The organism is Phenylobacterium glaciei, from assembly GCF_016772415.1.
In the GTDB taxonomy this organism is placed as follows: domain Bacteria; phylum Pseudomonadota; class Alphaproteobacteria; order Caulobacterales; family Caulobacteraceae; genus Phenylobacterium; species Phenylobacterium glaciei.
The window spans coordinates 596,181-612,631 of record NZ_JAGSGD010000001.1 but is presented as its reverse complement, the minus strand read 5'-3'; the positions used below and the strand labels follow the sequence as shown (position 1 = coordinate 612,631).

Genomic DNA, 16,451 nt, shown 5'->3' with positions numbered 1-16,451 from the left:
TCCCTCTAGCGCCTCCCCCAGCGCGAAGCGCGGTTCGGGGGAGGTGGATTTGAGCGTCGCGAAGAGACGGAGGGGGCTGGGGCCTCGCCCTCAGTCCCCCGCCTCCACCATGGCGAACGTCTTGGCCCCCATGGCCAGCAGCCGCGGATCATTGACCCGGCCGGCGTCGGTCAGGACCACGGCGTAGTTCACCGCCCAGCCGGCGGCCCGGGCCCAGGTGGCGTCGGAGGCGCCGTAGGCGGCCATGGCGGCGTGGCGCGAGGCGATGTCGGGCAGCAGCATCCAGAGGCTGGAGAGGTCGGTGGCGCGGTCGCCCTGGCACAGGTCGCCCCAGTCGATGAAGGCGGTCAGCTGGCCGTCCTGCGACAGCACGTTGCAGGCGTGGGGGTCGCCGTGCAGCCAGGTCGCCTCGACGTCGAGGGGGGCGGCCAGGGCGCGGGCCCAGACCTCACGGATACGCGGGGTGATCAAATTGGTCTCAGCCGCCAACCGGTCGATGCGGGGCGTGAGGTAGTCCAGACGATCGTTCAGCGGCACGCCACGATGCGGATTGTGCGGCGCGTCGGTGGGCGCCGGCTGGTGCAGGGCCTTGAGGAAGCCGGCCAGCACCGGCGCCTGGTCGGCGGTGAGCGGGTCGAGGTGCGCCGGGCCGCCCGGCATCCAGGGCAGGATGCTCCAGGGCCAGGGATAACCCTCGCCCGCCACGCCGAGCCGCAGGGGCGCGGGGATCGGCAGGGGCAGGTCCGGCAGGGTCGGCAGCCACCGCTGCTCGTTCGCGATCAGCTCGACGCCAGCCAGCCGTCGCGGCATCCGCACGGTCATGTCGTCCCCCAGCCGGAACATGTCGTTGTCCCAGCCCGAGGCGACGCGACGGATGGACAGGTGAGCGAGGTCTGGATGCTGGGCGGCCAGCAGGGCGCGGACCAGGGCCTCGCCGATCTCGATCTCGGCCGGCGGCACGCCAACGGCGGTGTTGAGAGGCGCGCTCACCGGGGTGACTCCGTGGAAAAGCTGGTGTATCGCGGTTTCTGTCATGTCCCGCACCGCCGCCCAAGCCTGGTATTTTAGCTTTCCGACGCCCCTGGCGGAGGAAGGACTTGGCGTGACGTGACAGCGTCCTAGACAAGCCCCCACCCACCGCCAGTCACCCTGGCGGTTTTTTTATGCCCGCCACGGTGACCTCCCCGACCCGGAGATCCCCATGTCCAGCACCGACGACCTTCGCATCACCAGCCTCACCGAGCTCAGCCCGCCGTCCCAGGTGATGGCCGAGTTCGTCCGCACGCCTGCCGCCAGCGTGACGGTCACCGCCGCCCGCCATGCCCTGCATCGCATCCTGCACGGCCAGGACGACCGGCTGGCCGTGGTGATCGGCCCCTGCTCCATCCACGATCCGGAGGCGGCCATGGACTATGCGGGCCGGCTGCTGAAGCAGCGGCAGCGGTTCGGGGGCGAGCTGGAAATCCTGATGCGCGTCTATTTCGAGAAGCCCCGGACCACGGTCGGGTGGAAGGGCTTGATCAACGACCCCTATCTGGACGGGACCTTCGCGATCAACGAGGGCCTGCGGCTGGCGCGCGGCCTGCTGCTGGACATCAACGACATGGGGCTGCCGGCGGCGGTGGAGTTCCTGGACGTGATCACCCCCCAGTACCTGGCCGACCTGGTGGGCTGGGGGGCGATCGGGGCGCGGACCACCGAGAGCCAGGTGCACCGTGAGATGGCGTCGGGCCTGTCCTGCCCCGTGGGGTTCAAGAACGGCACCGGCGGCGACGTGAAGATCGCCGTCGACGCCTGCAAGGCCGCCAGCGCGCCGCACCATTTCCTGGCGGTGAGCAAGGACGGCCGCTCGTCCATCGCCGCCACCACCGGCAATGAGGACTGCCACGTGGTGCTGCGGGGCGGGACGGCCACCAACTATGACGCCGCCAGCGTGGCGGCGGCCGCCGCGGTGATCGAGACATCGGGTCTGCGCCCCTCGATCATGATCGACGCCAGCCACGCCAATTCGTCGAAGGACCCCGCCAACCAGCCCCGCGTGATGGACGACGTGGCCCGGCAACTTGCGGGGGGCGAACGCCGCATCGTGGGCGTGATGGTGGAAAGCCACATCGAGGCCGGCCGCCAGGACCTCGTGGCGGGACAGCCCCTGGTCTACGGCCAGAGCATCACCGACGGCTGCATCGACTGGGAAACCTCGGTGGCAGTGCTGGAACGGCTGGCCGAGGGGGTCCGGGCGCGGCGGCGGGTGACGGCGGCGGCGGTGAAGGAAGGGGCGATGGCGTGAGGGACGACATCCGTGGCGCTGTGAGCGCTTTGCCCGTGCAGGTCGATCTGGGCGGTCAGGAGGGCCCCGCGCCGCGGAGCCCTCCATCGGCCGTCAGAGTCGCAGCAGGAAGCTCACCATCACCTGGTGGGCCGAGTAGTTCTGGGTGCGCCACAGATAGTCGTAGCCCGCCCCGACCGACCAGGCGCCGAGGCTCCTGTAGGTGAAGCCCGTCCCGACATTGAAGGTGTCGCGGTCGGCCTTCAGGCCGGTGACGGTGAAGGCCGGGCCGCCGCTTTGGAAGGCCGAGGTGTTGCTCATCATCTCTTCGCTCAGCGAGTGCAGCCACTTGCCGTGGAACTCGGGGCGGAACAGCCCAGACCCCGACAGCGGAATGTCGCGCGAAATCTTCGCCCCCAGGCCGCTCTGCAGGAAGTCGTACTGCTGGGCGTCCACCTTCAGATTGAGCGCGGGGTCGCCGGTCTCGGTATAGGCGTCGGTCCGCAGGTCGGTGTACTGCAGCGTCGCGTAGGGGGTGATCACCGTCTGACCGTCGCCGAGGCGGAAGTGATAGCCCGTCGTGGCGAAGGCGGTGAACTGGGAGCCGCTGTAGTCGGCGACCGCCGTGCTGTCGACGCCGGTGAAGGCCACGTGGCGGAAGCCCGAATAGTCATCGACGCCGTAGGCGATGGAGCCGTTGAGGAACCAGGGACCCGGGGCGTAACCGACATAGGCCGTCGCCTGATAGGAACTGATGTCCCCATGGCTGCGGGGCGGATTGACGCCGGAGGCGCCGTTGTTGCCGTCGATGGTCGACAGCGAGTAGCGCAGGCCGAGGCCGGCGCGCGCGTTGTCGCCGATCGGCGCGTCGTAGGCGACCATGGCGCCGGCGATGCGGGACTCGTTGCCCTCGTAGCCGGCGACGTCGCCCTGGCGGCCGGAGCTGAACGGCGAGCGTTCGTATCCGAACCCGGTCATCCACAGGTGCGGGCGACGGTCGTCATCGACCTGACAGGCCGAGGCGTCGGCGGCGCGGCGGGCCTGCCGGTCGCGCATCTGGCTGTCCTGGCTGCAGGACTGCTGGCCTTCCATGTGAGAGGCCCACAGGTCCTGGAACCGCTGGGTGGCGCGGAACGCCACCTGGGGCGAGGCCAGGTTGGCGGTGCCGGGACCGAGCTGGGCCAGGGCTGCGGCGATGGCCGGGGCGCTGGGCAGCAGAGTGATGGCCGTCAGGATCCCCACATTGGTGGGGGTCACCGGCAGGGCGTCGATCACCGGGGCGATGACGATGGGCAGCACCGGACTGACCGCCGGAGGGACGGGAACCCCGGGAACCACCGGCACGCCCGGAACAACCGGCGGCGTCACCACCGGGGTCACCACATCCACCAGCGGGATCTGGGTGGTGGTGATCCGCACCAGGCCCGCCGTGGTGGGCGCCGCCGAGAAGGCGTAGCGCAGGGTGTTGCTGGTGGCGGTCACCGTGCTGCCGGTGGTGCCGCTGGTGGCGTCGACGATGTTGAAGCTCGTGCCGTTGGCGATCGGGCCGGTGACGGTGACTAGCACCTTCAGGCCGTCGCCGATGGTGGCCGCGCCGACCGGCACGATCTTGCCGTAGAGCGAGGGGCTGAAGATGGTGGTGTTGATCGTGCCCGCCACCGGAATGGCGAAGGCGCCCGCCACGTTCAGGGTGTTGGTGTCGAGGCTATAGGTCCCGGCCTTCACCTGCCCGGTGATCAGGGCGTTGCCGCCGGAAACCCGGACCAGCTTCAGACCGCTGGCCGCGCCCACCGCGCCGTCGAAGATGCTGCCGTTGTTGAGGGTCAAGGCGCCGGTGTTGGCCCCGGCGGTGTTGGTGAGGGCCGCCTTGACGGTTTGACCCGAGCCGACGTTCAGGAAGCCGTCCCCGGCGAAGTCCAGGGTCGAGCCGGTGTTGCTGGTGAAGCCGCGGTTGAAGTTGACCGTGCCGCTGCCCGTCACGGTGAAGGTGGTGGCGTAGACCGGACCGTTGAAGGTGACGGTGTTGCCGTTGGCCCCGGCGGCGATGTTGAGGAAGGTGGTTCCGGTGGAGCCGACGAAGCCGGTCACGGTGGAGTTGTTGTTAAAGCGGATATTGGCCGTGTTGGCCGCCGAACTGGTGATCGCGCCGCCGGCGTCGTTGCCGGTGTTGATGTCCTGGGCGCCGACGGTCAGGGTTCCAGGTCCCTGGGTGTCGACCCCGCTGGCGACGCCCACGGGGCTCACCACGCCCGGCAGCACCACCACCTCGCGTGCGACGGCCATTGTGGACAGAGCCGCGAGCGCGAGGCTCAGCGGCGGGATCAGGAACATATGTTTCATGGCGGCCCCCTCCAGGGTCCGTAGGCAGTCTTCGGTGAGGTCTTGCCGCTGGGTCGCGCGGGCTGCCTGAAACGCACCGCCGGTGCCTCGCCGCGCTCAAAAAGCGCAATCGTGGCCGCTATCAAGCGCTCCGCGTTCGAACCGGTTCCCAGGGTCACCGCTTAATGTTCAAGCGTGCCCGCCAGATGCTCCCCTTCTGGAGGACCTGTCACCGAAGGTGGCTGAGGGGGTGAACACAGCGCCGGGGTCTGCGACCTCATCCTGGCGCACTGCGGCGGCGAGACCCCCTCACCCTACCCTCTCCCCCAGGGGGGCGAGGGGCGATCACCCCGAGAGTCTGAAGCTATTGCCTCCTCTCCCCCAATGCGGGGGAGAGGGTAGGGTGAGGGGGCCGTCGGATCGCACATTATCTGGAACAAAAATAGAACATATGCGATCATCCCGTCCCAATTCAGCAGGGGGGCCGATGAGCCGCGACGCGCCAACCGACCGGGCCCGAGAACTCCGCGCAGCTCAGACCCGCGCCGAGGCAAAACTCTGGCAATCCCTGCGCAACCGCCGCCTCAGCGGCTGGAAGTGGCGCCGCCAGTATCCGGTCGGCCGCTACATCACCGACTTCTGCTGCCTGGACGCGGCCCTGATCGTCGAGCTCGACGGCGGCCAGCATTCCGAAGCCGTGGTCTATGACGACCGCCGCACAGCTTACCTCGAAAGCCAGGGCTTCCGCGTCATCCGCTTCTGGAACCACGAAATCTACGAACACAGCGCCGAGGTCTGCGACGTCATCCTGGCACACTGCAGCGGAGAGACCCCCTCACCCTACCCTCTCCCCCAGGGGGGCGAGGGGCGATCACCCCGAGAGTCTGAAGCTATCCCCTCCTCTCCCCCCAATGCGGGGGAGAGGGTAGGGTGAGGGGGCCGTCGGATCGCTAAGCCTAGGCGAGCTTCCCGTCCGCCGCGCTCACCGCCGCCGCGCCATCGGCCTTGAACCCCTGGGCGTTCAACGCCTCGCACAGCGCCGTCAGGCATAGCCGCACGTGCCACGCGGTCGACGAGGCGCCCATCAGTCCGATGCGCCAGATCTTGCCCTTCAGGGGGCCGAGGCCGGCGCCGAGTTCCAGGTCCCACTTGGCCAGGACGTAGGCGCGCACGGCGGCCTCATCGACGCCCTCGGGGACGAGCACGGCGTTGAGCTGCGGCAGGCGGTGGGCCGGCTCCACCAGGAACTTCAGGCCCGCGGCCTCGATCCCGGCGGCCAGGGCCTCGTGGGACCGGGCGTGGCGCACGAGGACGGCCTGCTGGCCTTCCTCGAACAGGGCCACCAGGCTCTCATGCAGGCCATACAGCGCATTGATCGGCGCCGTGTGGTGATAGGTCCGGCCGCCCTCGCCGCCCCAGTAGGCCATCAGCAGGTTGAAATCCAAAAGCCAGTTGCGGACCTTGGTGGTCCGGCCGCTGATCGCCGTCTGGGCGCGCGGCGACAGGCAGATCGGCGATAGGCCGGGGGGCGCCGAGAGGCACTTCTGAGTGCCGGAATAGATCACGTCGGCGTCCCAGGCGCCGGCGTCCACCGTGATGCCGCCCAGCGAGGTGACGCAGTCCACCACCGACAGGGCGCCGTATTTGCGGGCGAGCGCGCAGAGGGCCGCGGCGTCGCTCTTGGCGCCGGTGGAGGTCTCGGCGTGGACGAAGGCCAGCACCTTCACCGGCCCACCGGCCAGGGCGGCCTCGACCTTGGCGGGATCGACGGGTTGGCCCCATTCGAACTCGACCTTGATCACCTCGGCGCCGGCCCGGTCGGCCATGTCGGCCATGCGGCCGCCGAAGGCGCCGTTGATGGCGATCACCGCCCGGTCGCCCGGCTCCAGCAGGTTCATGATGGCCGCTTCCATCCCCGCCGTCCCCGGCGCCGGCAGCGGCACGCAGGCATAGCCGTCGGCATTGAACAGCCGCGAGAGGCCGGCCTTGATCTCTTCCATGAGGTCCTGGAAGGCCGGATCCAGGTGGCCGATGGTGGGACGCGCGAGGGCGGCCAGCACGCGGGGGCTGACGTCGGAGGGGCCAGGCCCCATCAGGATACGGCGCGGCGGCTGGAAGCTCTGCATGAGGTGTTCCCGAACAAGATGGCGCGGGACGATTAGGCCGCGAGCGCCTCTTGCGCAACGTCAGCGCAGGATCCGCGCCTCGATCTTGCCGCGCAGACCCGAGTCCACCTCCAGCACCTCCTCCAGATAGCGGTCGATGCCGCCGTGGCTTTCGGAGATCGCCGCCAGGCCGTGGTCGAGATAGTCGGTGTCCACGCTGACCGCCTGCCGCAGGCCGGCGTCGTCCACATGTCGGCCGGTCAGGTCAAGGATATAGCCCCGCAGGAAATCCATCCGCGCCGACATCCGGTCTTCGTTGTTGGTCAGCAGGTAGTCGGCCAGGGTGTCGTCGCGATGCACGCCGGCGATGTGGTGGGTGAGCGCGCAGATCAGGCCGGTGCGGTCCTTTCCCGCCGCGCAGTGCACCACCAGGGCGCCGTCGGTCTCGCCGAGCGCCCGGAAGTAGCGGCGGAACAGGTCCACGTGGCGCGGCTGATGCGGCGCCTCGCGGTAGAAGCCCATGCTGTCGGCCCGGAACCAGTCGGCGTCGATGCGCTCGGCCGCGGCGAGTCCCTCGACCCAGTCGGTCTCCACGCCCTCGATGTCGTTCTCGATCACCTGGCCGGCAAAGCCCGGCCAGCGGCGCGAGGGCTCGCGGTCGCGCTCGCGGCGGCGGCGCAGGTCGACGATGGTGGTGATCCCCAAGTCGCGCATCTTGGCGAGGTCGGCCTCGGTGGCCTGGCCGTGGTTGGCCGAGCGATAGACCACGCCGGCTTTCATGCCGCGCCCGCAGGCGGTGTCGTAGCCGCCGAGGTCGCGGAAGTTCTCGATGCCGTCAAAGGCGATGTGCCGGGTCATGGGGATCGTCTAGCGCCGCAACCCCGGGGAAGGCAATCTTGACCGGCCCCGATCAATCCACATCGGGAGGAATGGCCTCCGGATCCAACCCCATCGCCCTCACCCGCGCCTCCCAGCGCTCGGTCGCGGTGTCGTAATAGTCGAAGATGCAGGGGTAGCAGCCGCGCCGGCAGCACTCCATCGGGTCAGGCCTCTTGGGCCGTTTCGGAACAGGGGGTTCGTCGGTCATCGTTGGTCGAACATCGGCACGTGTTGGTGAAATGGCGGGCCGGACGTCCTTACCAGACAAGGCCTCGCGGCCCACCGCCGATGAACCCGTTTTCCGCCCTCCGCGGCCACCACCCTATTCAGCGGAACGGCGGCTCGTCGAAGCTCCGCAGCTTGCGGGAGTGGAGCCGCGCGCCCTCCTTGCGCAGCAGCGCCATCGTCGCGATGCCGATCTGCAGGTGCTGGCCGATGGCCCGCTCATAGAAGGCGTTGGCCTGGCCGGGCAGCTTGATCTCCCCGTGCAGCGGCTTGTCGGAGACGCACAGCAGGGTCCCGTAGGGCACCCGGAACCGGTAGCCCTGGGCCGCGATGGTGGCGCTCTCCATGTCGATGGCCACGGCGCGGGACTGGTTGAACCGCAGGGCGCTGACCGAGTAGCGGAGCTCCCAGTTGCGGTCGTCGGTGGTGACCACGGTGCCGGTCCGCAGCCGCTTCTTCAGCACCTCGCCGGTCTCTCCGGTGACCTGCTCGGCGGCCTTGCCGAGCGCCACCTGGACCTCGGCGATGGGGGGGATCGGGATGGCCGGCGGCAGGACGTCGTCCAGCACGTGGTCGTCGCGCAGATAGGCGTGGGCGAGCACATAGTCGCCGATGGTCTGGCTGCCGCGCAGGCCGCCGCAGTGGCCGATCATCAGCCAGGCCTGGGGCCGCAGCACCGCCAGGTGGTCGGTGATGGTCTTGGCGTTGGAGGGCCCGACCCCGATGTTGACCAGCGTGATCCCCGCCCGCCCTTCAGCCATCAGGTGATAGGCCGGCATCTGGTGGCGGCGCCAGGAGCCGTCGGCGATCTGCTGCTCGGGGTTCTCAGAGTCGGCGGTCACCATCACCCGGCCTGAGGCCGAGAGCTGGGTGAAGGGGCTGCCCGGGACCTTCAGCTGCTCACAGCCCCAGCGGACGAACTCGTCGACATAGCGGTGGTAGTTGGTGAACAGGATGTACTGCTGCACGTGCTCGGCCGGCGCGCCCGTATAGTGGGTCAGGCGGGCGAGCGAGAAGTCTGTCCGCAGGCCGTCGAACAGGGCCAGAGGCCGCGCCTCCTCCAGGGCCGGGCTCCAGAACCCGTCGGCGATCTCGTCGCCGATCTGGGAGAGCTCGGTGGTGGGGAAGTGGCGGGCGATGTCGGCCGAGCCGATATCGGCCATGGCGATGTCCACGGCGCCGTCCAGCACATAGGGGAAGGGCATCTCCTGGGTGGAGCGGCCCACGCTGATCTCCACCTCGAAGTCGGCCAGCAGCAGGCTGATCTGTTCGATCAGGTAGTCGCGAAACAGGTCGGGGCGGGTGACGGTCACCGCATACTTGCCGGGCGCCGAGAGCCTCGCATAGGCGCGGCTCAGCCTGGGGAAGCTCTGGCCCGGCGGCCAGGTCAGGCGCAGCTCGGGATAGACGAAGGCGCCCCGGGCGCGGACCTTGGGGTCGGGCGGCGGCCCGCCGGCCAGGAAGATCTTCAGGGCGTCGCGCAGGGCGTCGACGGTCTTCTGGTATTCGGCGTTCAGCCGTTCGACGATCTCGGCCGCCTGCGTCTCGTGGTTCATGGCGCACTTTAGCGCAGGCGCGCCAAGGTTTCGAGACGGCGTGAGCAGCGGGATGGACGCAAGGCTCCATCCCGGCGACAAAGGCCAGCTAAGGGTCTTACCTAGGGGTCGCCATGAATCGCCTGTTCACCGCCTTCATCGTTGGCGCGATGGTTCTGGGGATCGCCGTCGGCTGGGGCGTGAACCAGTACGCCGACGCCGATCAGGCCAAGGCGGTGGCCGACAACCTCTCCATCATCACCGACGTCTTCCTGCGGCTGATCAAGATGATCATCGCCCCCCTGGTGTTCGCCACCCTGGTGGCCGGCATCGCCCACATGGAGGACGCCGCCACCATCGGCCGGGTCGGCGTCAAGGCCCTGGGCTGGTTCATCACCGCCTCGATCGTCTCGCTGACCATCGGCCTGATCATGTCCCACCTGCTGCATCCGGGATCGGGCCTGGCCCTGCCCAACCCGGATCTGGCGGCGGGGGCGACGGTGGACATGTCGAAGTTCACCCTGAAGGAATTCATCACCCACGTGGTGCCCAAGTCGATCGTCGAGGCCATGGCCAACAACGAGATCCTGCAGATCGTGATCTTCTCGGTCTTCGTGGGCACCGCGGTGGCCTCCATCGACGACCGGGCCCCGGCGGTCCTGGCCCTGGTGGAGCAGATCGCCGCCATCATGCTAAAGGTCACCGGCTACGTCATGAAGACCGCGCCGCTGGCCATCTTCGCGGCCCTGGCCGCCACCATCGCGGTGCAGGGCCTGGATATCCTGGCCACCTACGCCAAGTTCGTGCTGGGCTTCTACGCCTCGCTGGGCATCCTCTGGGGACTGCTGATCGGGGTGCTGGTCCTGATCGTCGGGGCCCGCGGCCTGAAGCTGGTGGGCGCGATCCGCCAGCCGGCCCTGCTGGCCTTCTCCACCGCCTCCTCGGAAGCCGCCTATCCGCGCACCCTGGAGGAGCTCCAGAAGTGGGGCGTGTCGCGCAAGGTGGCGAGCTTCGTCCTGCCGCTCGGCTACTCCTTCAACCTGGACGGCTCGATGATGTACTGCACCTTCGCGGTGCTGTTCATCGCCCAGGCCTATGGCATCGACCTGACCATCGGCCAGCAGATCACCATGCTGGCCCTGCTGATGGTGACCTCCAAGGGTATGGCCGGGGTGCCGCGGGCCTCGCTGGTGGTGATCGCCGCGACGCTCTCCTACTTCAAGCTGCCGGAGGCGGGGCTGATCTTGATCCTGGCCGTCGACCACCTGCTGGACATGGGCCGCTCAGCCACCAACGTGGTGGGCAACTCCGTCGCCGCCGCCGTGGTCGCCAAGTGGGAGGGCCAGATCGAAGTCCCCGAGCCGGAGCCCAAGGTGGCCTAGCCGACGTTAACGGTCGATTCCGGCCTTCTGAGTCAAAACTCGCCCTGGGGATGAAGCCCCGGGGGCGGACCATGGCGAGCGAAGGCTCGACAGACGAGATCGAGCAGGAACGCCGCGCGCGCCGCGAGGCCCAGGCCCTGCTCGAATCGCGGACCGCCGAACTCGCTCAGGCCGGCGAGGATTTCGCGCAGATGACCACCGCGCTTGGCGTGCGGGTCGCCGAGCTGGAGGCCGAGCGGTCGCTCACCCTGCACCTGGCGCGGACCGACGCCCTGACCGGCCTGCTCAATCGCGGGGCTTTCACCTCGGCCCTGATCGAGCGGCTGGAGGACGCCCACGAAAGCGGTGACCACATCGCCCTGTTCGTCATCGACCTGGACCGCTTCAAGCATCTCAACGACACGCTCGGCCATCATGCCGGCGACCTGCTGCTCAACGAGATCGGCACGCGGCTGCGGACCCAGGCCCAGGCCGGCGATCTGGTGGCCCGGCTTGGCGGCGACGAATTCGCCCTGATCAGCGCCCATCCCGACGTCGCCAGGCGCGCCGAGCAGATCACCACGGCGCTCGCCCAACCCTACTGGATCTATGGCCGCACCGTGGCCCCCGGCGCCTCGATCGGCGTGGCGGTGTTCCCCGATGACGCTGTCGACGCCACCGACCTGCAGCGCTTCGCCGACATGGCCCTCTATCGCGCCAAGGCCGGCGGCGGTCGCCGCGCCTCGGTCTTCGACAGCGACCTGCGCGAGGCCAGCGACCGGCGCAACAGCCTGGAGACCGACCTGCGCCGCGCCATTCCCGGCGGTGAGATCGTCCCCTGGTATCAGCCGGTGGTGAACGCCCAGGACAGCCGCATTGTCGGCGTCGAGGTGCTGTCGCGCTGGAACCACCCGGAACAGGGCCTGCTGCTGCCCGGGACCTTCGTACCGCTCGCCGAAGAGGTGGGCCTGATCGGACAGATGGACGCCGCGGTGTTCGCCGCCGCCTGCCAGCGCGCCGCGCCCTGGGTGGCCGAGGGGCTGATCGACACCATCTCCTTCAATGTCTCGCCGCGCGAGCTGCTGGACCCGTCCTTTTCCCGCAACCTGATCCGCAGGTTGCGGGAGACCGACCTGCCGGCCAGGGCGCTCACCGTCGAGATCACCGAGACCTTCCTGGTGGACGACCTGGACCTGGCGCGCCGCCACATCGAGCGGCTGGCCGCCTGTGGGATCCGGGTGGCCCTGGACGACTTCGGCACCGGCTATTCCAACCTGCGCGCCCTGATGCAGCTGCCGATCCACACGGTGAAGCTGGACCAGTCGCTGATCGGCGACGTGGGCCGCGAGCCCCGGGTCTCCAAGCTGGTGCGCGCCATGCTGCAGGCCGCCACCTCGCTGGATATCCGCATCGTCGCCGAGGGGGTGGAGGACGAGGCCCAGGCCCTGTTCCTGCGCGCCGCCGGCTGCGACCGCCTGCAGGGCTTCCTGTTCGCCCGGCCCATGCCCGCCGAGGCGGTGGAGCTGCGCCTGCGCGAGAGCGCCGCCGCGTCGGGCCCCCTAGCCCCGGCGGTCACCCCGATCCGGCTGCGCAAGGCGGTCTAGCCCCTGGCCGCCCGCCCACGGCGTCCCCATATCCCGTCGGACCACAACGGCCCCAAGGGACCCATGCGCAACCACCTTCGAACCTTCATGCTGCTGGCGGCGATGACCGCCCTCTTCGTCGGCGCCGGCTATCTGATCGGCGGGCCCGGCGGCATGGCTATCGCCCTGCTGCTGGCCGTAGCCATGAACGCCGTCAGCTACTGGAACGCCGACAAGATCGTGCTGCGGATGTACGGCGCCCATGAGGTGGACGAGACCCACCCCGACCGGCTGATCGCGAACTTCGCCGCCGACGTTCATGCGCTTGCCGACGGCGCGGACATGCCGCGCCCCAAGGTCTATCTGATCGATTCCGACCAGCCGAACGCCTTCGCCACCGGACGCGACCCTGAACACGCCGCCGTGGCGGCCAATCTCGGCTTGCTGCGGATGCTGGACCGCCGCGAGATCCGCGGGGTCATGGCCCACGAGCTGGCCCATGTGCGCAACCGCGACACCCTGACCATGACCGTCACGGCGACCATCGCCGGGGCGATCTCGGCGCTCGCCAACTTCGCCTTCTTCTTCCAGGGCAATGACCGCGATCGGCCCGGCGGCATTCTCGGCGTGATCGCCATCGCCATCCTGGCGCCCATCGCCGCGGCCCTGGTGCAGATGGCCATCAGCCGCCACCGCGAATACGGCGCCGACGCCGGCGGGGCGGAGATCAGCGGCGATCCCGAGGCGCTCGCCTCAGCCCTGCAGAAGATCGACGCCTATGCCCGGGGCGGCATGGTCAACCATCAGGCCGAGCGCAATCCCGCCACCAGCCACATGTTCATCATCAACCCGCTGTCGGGCGAAGGCGCGGACAACCTGTTCTCCACCCACCCGGCGACCCAGAACCGGGTGGCCGAACTGATGAAGCTGGCGGGCCGCTCGCCCACCGTCACCGGGGCCCCACGCCGCTCGGGCACGGCCGTGCCGGTGAGCCCGGCGCAACGGGGTCCCTGGAGCAGTTAGTACAAATCCGCTCAGCCCGGCGGGGACTAGCCCTTCACCTCGGTGATCGGGCGGTCATGGCCGTCCACCAGTTCCTCGTGCCACTTGCCGTCCGAGGTCTCGAAGGAGATGGCCGCGTCGGTCCCGGGGACCTTCTGCTCGCGGGCGACGCGAATGGCGGCGGCGCGGGCGGCGTCGTGGCTGGGGAAGGTCTCCGAATAGACGCCGTCAGACCGATAGGCCCAGCCGCCGTCATGTTCGACGATCTCATAGACTACCTTGCTCATGACGCGCTCCGCTTGTTTTGATGTCGCCACCTGAACGGCCAGAGCGGCAAGGTCGATCCATGGGAGCGCAAGCGCAAGCGATGGCTGACGAAACCCACGATCCGCAGACCCTCGCCTTTTACGACCGGGACGCGGTGGCCTATGCCGGGCGGCGGCTCCCCGAGATCTCCCCGCGGCTCACCGCCTTCCTGGCCGCCCTGCCGGCCGGCGCCCACATTCTCGACCTCGGTTGCGGTGGTGGGCAGGACAGCCAGGTGATGCTGGCCCAGGGGTTCGAGGTGACGCCCATCGATGGGTCCGCCGGCCTGGCGCGGATCGCCAGCGACAGGCTCGGGCGGCCGGTCCGGGTCCAGCTGTTCGAGGATCTGGAGGACGAGGCGGTGTTCGACGGCATCTGGGCGAACGCCTCCCTGCTGCACGTCCCGACGGTGGGCCTGCCGCGGGCGCTCTCCCGCGTGCGCCGCGCCCTGAAGCCCGGCGGCCTCTTCCATGCGACCTACAAGGCCGGCGACGGGGGCGGCCGCGATTCGCTCGGGCGCTATTTCAACTTCCCGTCGGAGGCGGAGCTGAGGACCGCCTACGACGAGGCGGGCCCCTGGGCGGGCCTGGAAATACTCCAAGGCCCCGGCCACAGCTACGAGCAGGAAGAGCGGACCTGGCTTCAGGTCACGGTGGTCAGGCCCGCCTGAGCCCTATTCGGCCGGGACGTTCTCGCCGCGGCGGGCCAGGCTGCGGTCGAACTCCGCCCAGACCCCGGCGTCGCCGTGCCATTGTCCCTTGGTGGCGGCCTTGGAATATTCGGTGGAGCGGGCCTCGAAGAAGTTGGCGTGCTCGACCCCCGACAGCATCGACTGCAGCCAGGGCAGCGGGTTTTCCTTCACGCCGCCGAACACCTCCGGCAGGTGCAGCTGGCGCAGGCGCCAGTCGGCGATGAAGCGGATATAGGCCTTGATGTCTTCCGGCGTCATGCCCTGGACCTCGCCGGCGCTGAAGGCCAGGTCGATGAACTTGTCCTCCAGGCCCACCACCGTCTTGCAGCAATCGATGATGTCGTCGGCCACGCTCTTGGTGACCACGCCGGTCTCGGCGTTGAAGGCGTGGTAGAGCTTGATGATGCCCTCGCAGTGCAGGCTCTCGTCGCGCACCGACCAGGAGACGATCTGGCCCATGCCCTTCATCTTGTTGTGGCGCGGGAAGTTCATCAGCATGGCGAAGCTGGCGAACAGCTGCAGGCCCTCGGTGAAGCCGCCGAACATGGCCAGCGTCCGGGCGATGTCGGCGTTGGTGTCGACGCCGAACTTCTGCATGTAGTCGTGCTTGTCGCGCATCTCCTGGTAATCCAGGAAGGCGGTGAACTCACTGTCGGGCATGCCGATGGTTTCGAGCAGCAGGGCATAGGCCGCGATGTGGATCGTCTCCATGTTGGAGAAGGCCGACATCATCATCTTCACTTCGGTCGGTTTGAAGACGCGGGCGTAGCGCTCCATGTAGTTGTCGTTCACCTCGACGTCCGACTGGGTGAAGAAGCGGAAGATCTGGGTGAGCAGGTTGCGCTCGCGGTCGTTGAGCTTGGTCGCCCAGTCCTTGCAGTCCTCGCCGAGCGGAACTTCCTCGGGCATCCAGTGGACCTGCTGCTGCTTCTTCCAGAACTCATAGGCCCACGGATAGCGGAAGGGCTTGTAGGCGTAGGAGGGGGTGAGCAGGCCCGGCAGAGCAATTTTAGAGGCGGTCACAGGCGGACTTTCCAGCAGGACGGATTCGACGGACGGGACGTTGTTGGGGGTAACTTTAGCCATCGATCCACGACAACATCTAGCGGCGAGTTAACGCAGGCGCCCAAGATGTTGTGAATTGCATGGGGATAGACCGTGGCGAACGGCCCCGCCGCAAGCGGTTCTGCGAGGGGGCGCCGAAGACGGGGGACAAGGTGCGTCGAGTGGACATCAATCCTGGCTGTGCGCCCTGTGGAATGCGTGCATGGGTTCCCACGACGCTGGGACGGACAAAGCCTAGTTCGGCTTAGTGCCGGGGTTTGATGGACAGCGAGAAGGCGACCATCGAGTCGTCCTTGGTGTCCTGGCCCCAGACCATGTGCTGGCCCTTCACCTCGCGGTGGATGTAGCCGAAGGAGGTCTGCATGGCCCCCTTGCGCCAGCCGACGCCGAGCTGGGCGTCGCCGATGAGGGCGCTGGAGGGGTCGGTGGACCAGCCCGCGCCGTTCCAGTCGCCGTTGTTGCGCTGCATGTTGAGGCCCACCGCGCGACCGCTGGCCGCGGCGAACAGATACCAGCGGCCCTCATTGCCGAAGGCCGCCCCATCGCGGACGCCCATGGCGCCCAGGCGGGATTTCAGGCCGTCCGAGGCCTTCTGGCCCAGGGTGAGCATGGCGCCGGCCTCGGCCGAGCCGCCGGTGCTGGACATTCCCAACCCGGCGTGGGGCGAGAGCGAGACGTCGTAGCGGGCGGTGGCGAAGCTGACCGCGTCGGGCCAGTCGCGGGTGACGGCGATCTCATAGGCCTGGTTCTGGAATTCCGCGCGGTCGACATTGATCGGCAGGCCGCCCGGCGTGCGCAGGGTTCCCCCCACCGATAACCGCAGCGAATCGACCGCCACGCCGTTGTCGCCAAGGGTGATCTTGCTGTTGTTCCAGGCCACCGGTCCGGCGGCCGTATAGGTCTCGCGGTCCAGCAGGTTGGCGATGGGGTCGTCGACGTCGCCGCGCGGCGCATAGGCCTTGGGATCGAAGGCCGCGTTCATCAGTTGCGCGGCGCCGGAATCCAGGGTGAGAGACGTCGTCTGCGCGAAGGCGCTCGTCGCGCACATCCCGCCGCAAATCCCGAAGACGGTGGCCAGCCCAGCCATCGACCTCATAAGGCCTACTCCCCTTGC

The 16,451-nt window shown here is 68.7% G+C and carries 15 protein-coding genes; 6 read left to right on the top strand and 9 right to left on the bottom strand.

The annotated features are described in order from the left end of the window. Positions 1-90 precede the first annotated feature (90 nt). Complete coding sequence (locus tag JKL49_RS02975) at positions 91-990, bottom strand: aminoglycoside phosphotransferase family protein (RefSeq protein ID WP_215338225.1); 900 nt, start codon at positions 988-990, stop codon at positions 91-93. Positions 991-1,201: 211 nt separating this feature from the next. Between JKL49_RS02975 and JKL49_RS02970 the strand changes: the two genes are divergently transcribed. After that, positions 1,202-2,287 carry a 3-deoxy-7-phosphoheptulonate synthase gene (locus tag JKL49_RS02970; RefSeq protein WP_215338224.1) on the top strand — a complete coding sequence of 362 codons (1,086 nt, stop codon included), beginning with the start codon at positions 1,202-1,204 and terminating at the stop codon, positions 2,285-2,287. A 93-nt stretch (positions 2,288-2,380) separates the two neighbouring features. Here JKL49_RS02970 and JKL49_RS02965 read toward each other — a convergent pair whose 3' ends face one another. Next, complete coding sequence (locus JKL49_RS02965) at positions 2,381-4,606, bottom strand: autotransporter family protein (RefSeq protein WP_215338223.1); 2,226 nt, start codon at positions 4,604-4,606, stop codon at positions 2,381-2,383. A 466-nt stretch (positions 4,607-5,072) separates the two neighbouring features. Between JKL49_RS02965 and JKL49_RS02960 the strand changes: the two genes are divergently transcribed. Further along, a complete protein-coding gene (locus tag JKL49_RS02960; RefSeq protein WP_215338222.1) occupies positions 5,073-5,519 on the top strand; it encodes an endonuclease domain-containing protein in 447 nt (148 codons plus the stop codon). A gap of 22 nt (positions 5,520-5,541) precedes the next feature. Here the strand turns inward: JKL49_RS02960 and JKL49_RS02955 are convergent, their stop codons facing one another. The 4 genes from JKL49_RS02955 to JKL49_RS02940 form a co-directional block, all read right to left on the bottom strand. Further along, entirely contained in the window at positions 5,542-6,711 is a 1,170-nt protein-coding gene (locus tag JKL49_RS02955) for a pyridoxal-phosphate-dependent aminotransferase family protein (RefSeq protein ID WP_215338221.1), read from the bottom strand. Between the two features lie 60 nt (positions 6,712-6,771). Beyond that, complete coding sequence (locus tag JKL49_RS02950) at positions 6,772-7,548, bottom strand: tyrosine-protein phosphatase (protein ID WP_215338220.1); 777 nt, start codon at positions 7,546-7,548, stop codon at positions 6,772-6,774. Between the two features lie 52 nt (positions 7,549-7,600). Beyond that, the gene (locus tag JKL49_RS21360; protein WP_215338219.1) at positions 7,601-7,777 is read right to left on the bottom strand and encodes an oxidoreductase-like domain-containing protein; all 177 of its coding nucleotides are present in this window, start codon (positions 7,775-7,777) and stop codon (positions 7,601-7,603) included. Between the two features lie 118 nt (positions 7,778-7,895). Further along, the gene (locus JKL49_RS02940; protein WP_215338218.1) at positions 7,896-9,350 is read right to left on the bottom strand and encodes an AMP nucleosidase; all 1,455 of its coding nucleotides are present in this window, start codon (positions 9,348-9,350) and stop codon (positions 7,896-7,898) included. Positions 9,351-9,463: 113 nt separating this feature from the next. Here JKL49_RS02940 and JKL49_RS02935 point away from each other — a divergent pair, with 113 nt between their 5' ends. From JKL49_RS02935 to htpX, 3 genes are all read left to right on the top strand, one after another. Continuing rightward, complete coding sequence (locus tag JKL49_RS02935) at positions 9,464-10,711, top strand: dicarboxylate/amino acid:cation symporter (protein ID WP_215338217.1); 1,248 nt, start codon at positions 9,464-9,466, stop codon at positions 10,709-10,711. Between the two features lie 71 nt (positions 10,712-10,782). Beyond that, positions 10,783-12,294, top strand: a complete 1,512-nt coding sequence (locus JKL49_RS02930) for a putative bifunctional diguanylate cyclase/phosphodiesterase (protein WP_215338216.1) — start codon at positions 10,783-10,785, stop codon at positions 12,292-12,294. 63 nt (positions 12,295-12,357) lie between these two features. Further along, on the top strand, positions 12,358-13,296 hold the full coding sequence (gene htpX, locus JKL49_RS02925; protein WP_215338215.1) for a zinc metalloprotease HtpX: 939 nt from the start codon (positions 12,358-12,360) through the stop codon (positions 13,294-13,296). A 26-nt stretch (positions 13,297-13,322) separates the two neighbouring features. Here htpX and JKL49_RS02920 read toward each other — a convergent pair whose 3' ends face one another. Continuing rightward, a complete protein-coding gene (locus tag JKL49_RS02920) occupies positions 13,323-13,562 on the bottom strand; it encodes a DUF2188 domain-containing protein (RefSeq protein WP_215338214.1) in 240 nt (79 codons plus the stop codon). An 80-nt stretch (positions 13,563-13,642) separates the two neighbouring features. On the opposite strand from JKL49_RS02920, the gene JKL49_RS02915 reads away from it, so the two are divergent. After that, positions 13,643-14,251: a class I SAM-dependent methyltransferase gene (locus JKL49_RS02915; RefSeq protein WP_215338213.1), complete on the top strand. Its 609-nt coding sequence runs from the start codon at positions 13,643-13,645 to the stop codon at positions 14,249-14,251. A gap of 3 nt (positions 14,252-14,254) precedes the next feature. Here the strand turns inward: JKL49_RS02915 and JKL49_RS02910 are convergent, their stop codons facing one another. Both JKL49_RS02910 and JKL49_RS02905 read right to left on the bottom strand, forming a co-directional pair. Then, positions 14,255-15,295: a ribonucleotide-diphosphate reductase subunit beta gene (locus JKL49_RS02910; RefSeq protein WP_347340347.1), complete on the bottom strand. Its 1,041-nt coding sequence runs from the start codon at positions 15,293-15,295 to the stop codon at positions 14,255-14,257. Between the two features lie 286 nt (positions 15,296-15,581). Continuing rightward, positions 15,582-16,433, bottom strand: coding sequence for a lipid A-modifier LpxR family protein (locus JKL49_RS02905; protein ID WP_215338211.1), 852 nt, complete (start codon positions 16,431-16,433; stop codon positions 15,582-15,584). Positions 16,434-16,451: the final 18 nt, after the last annotated feature.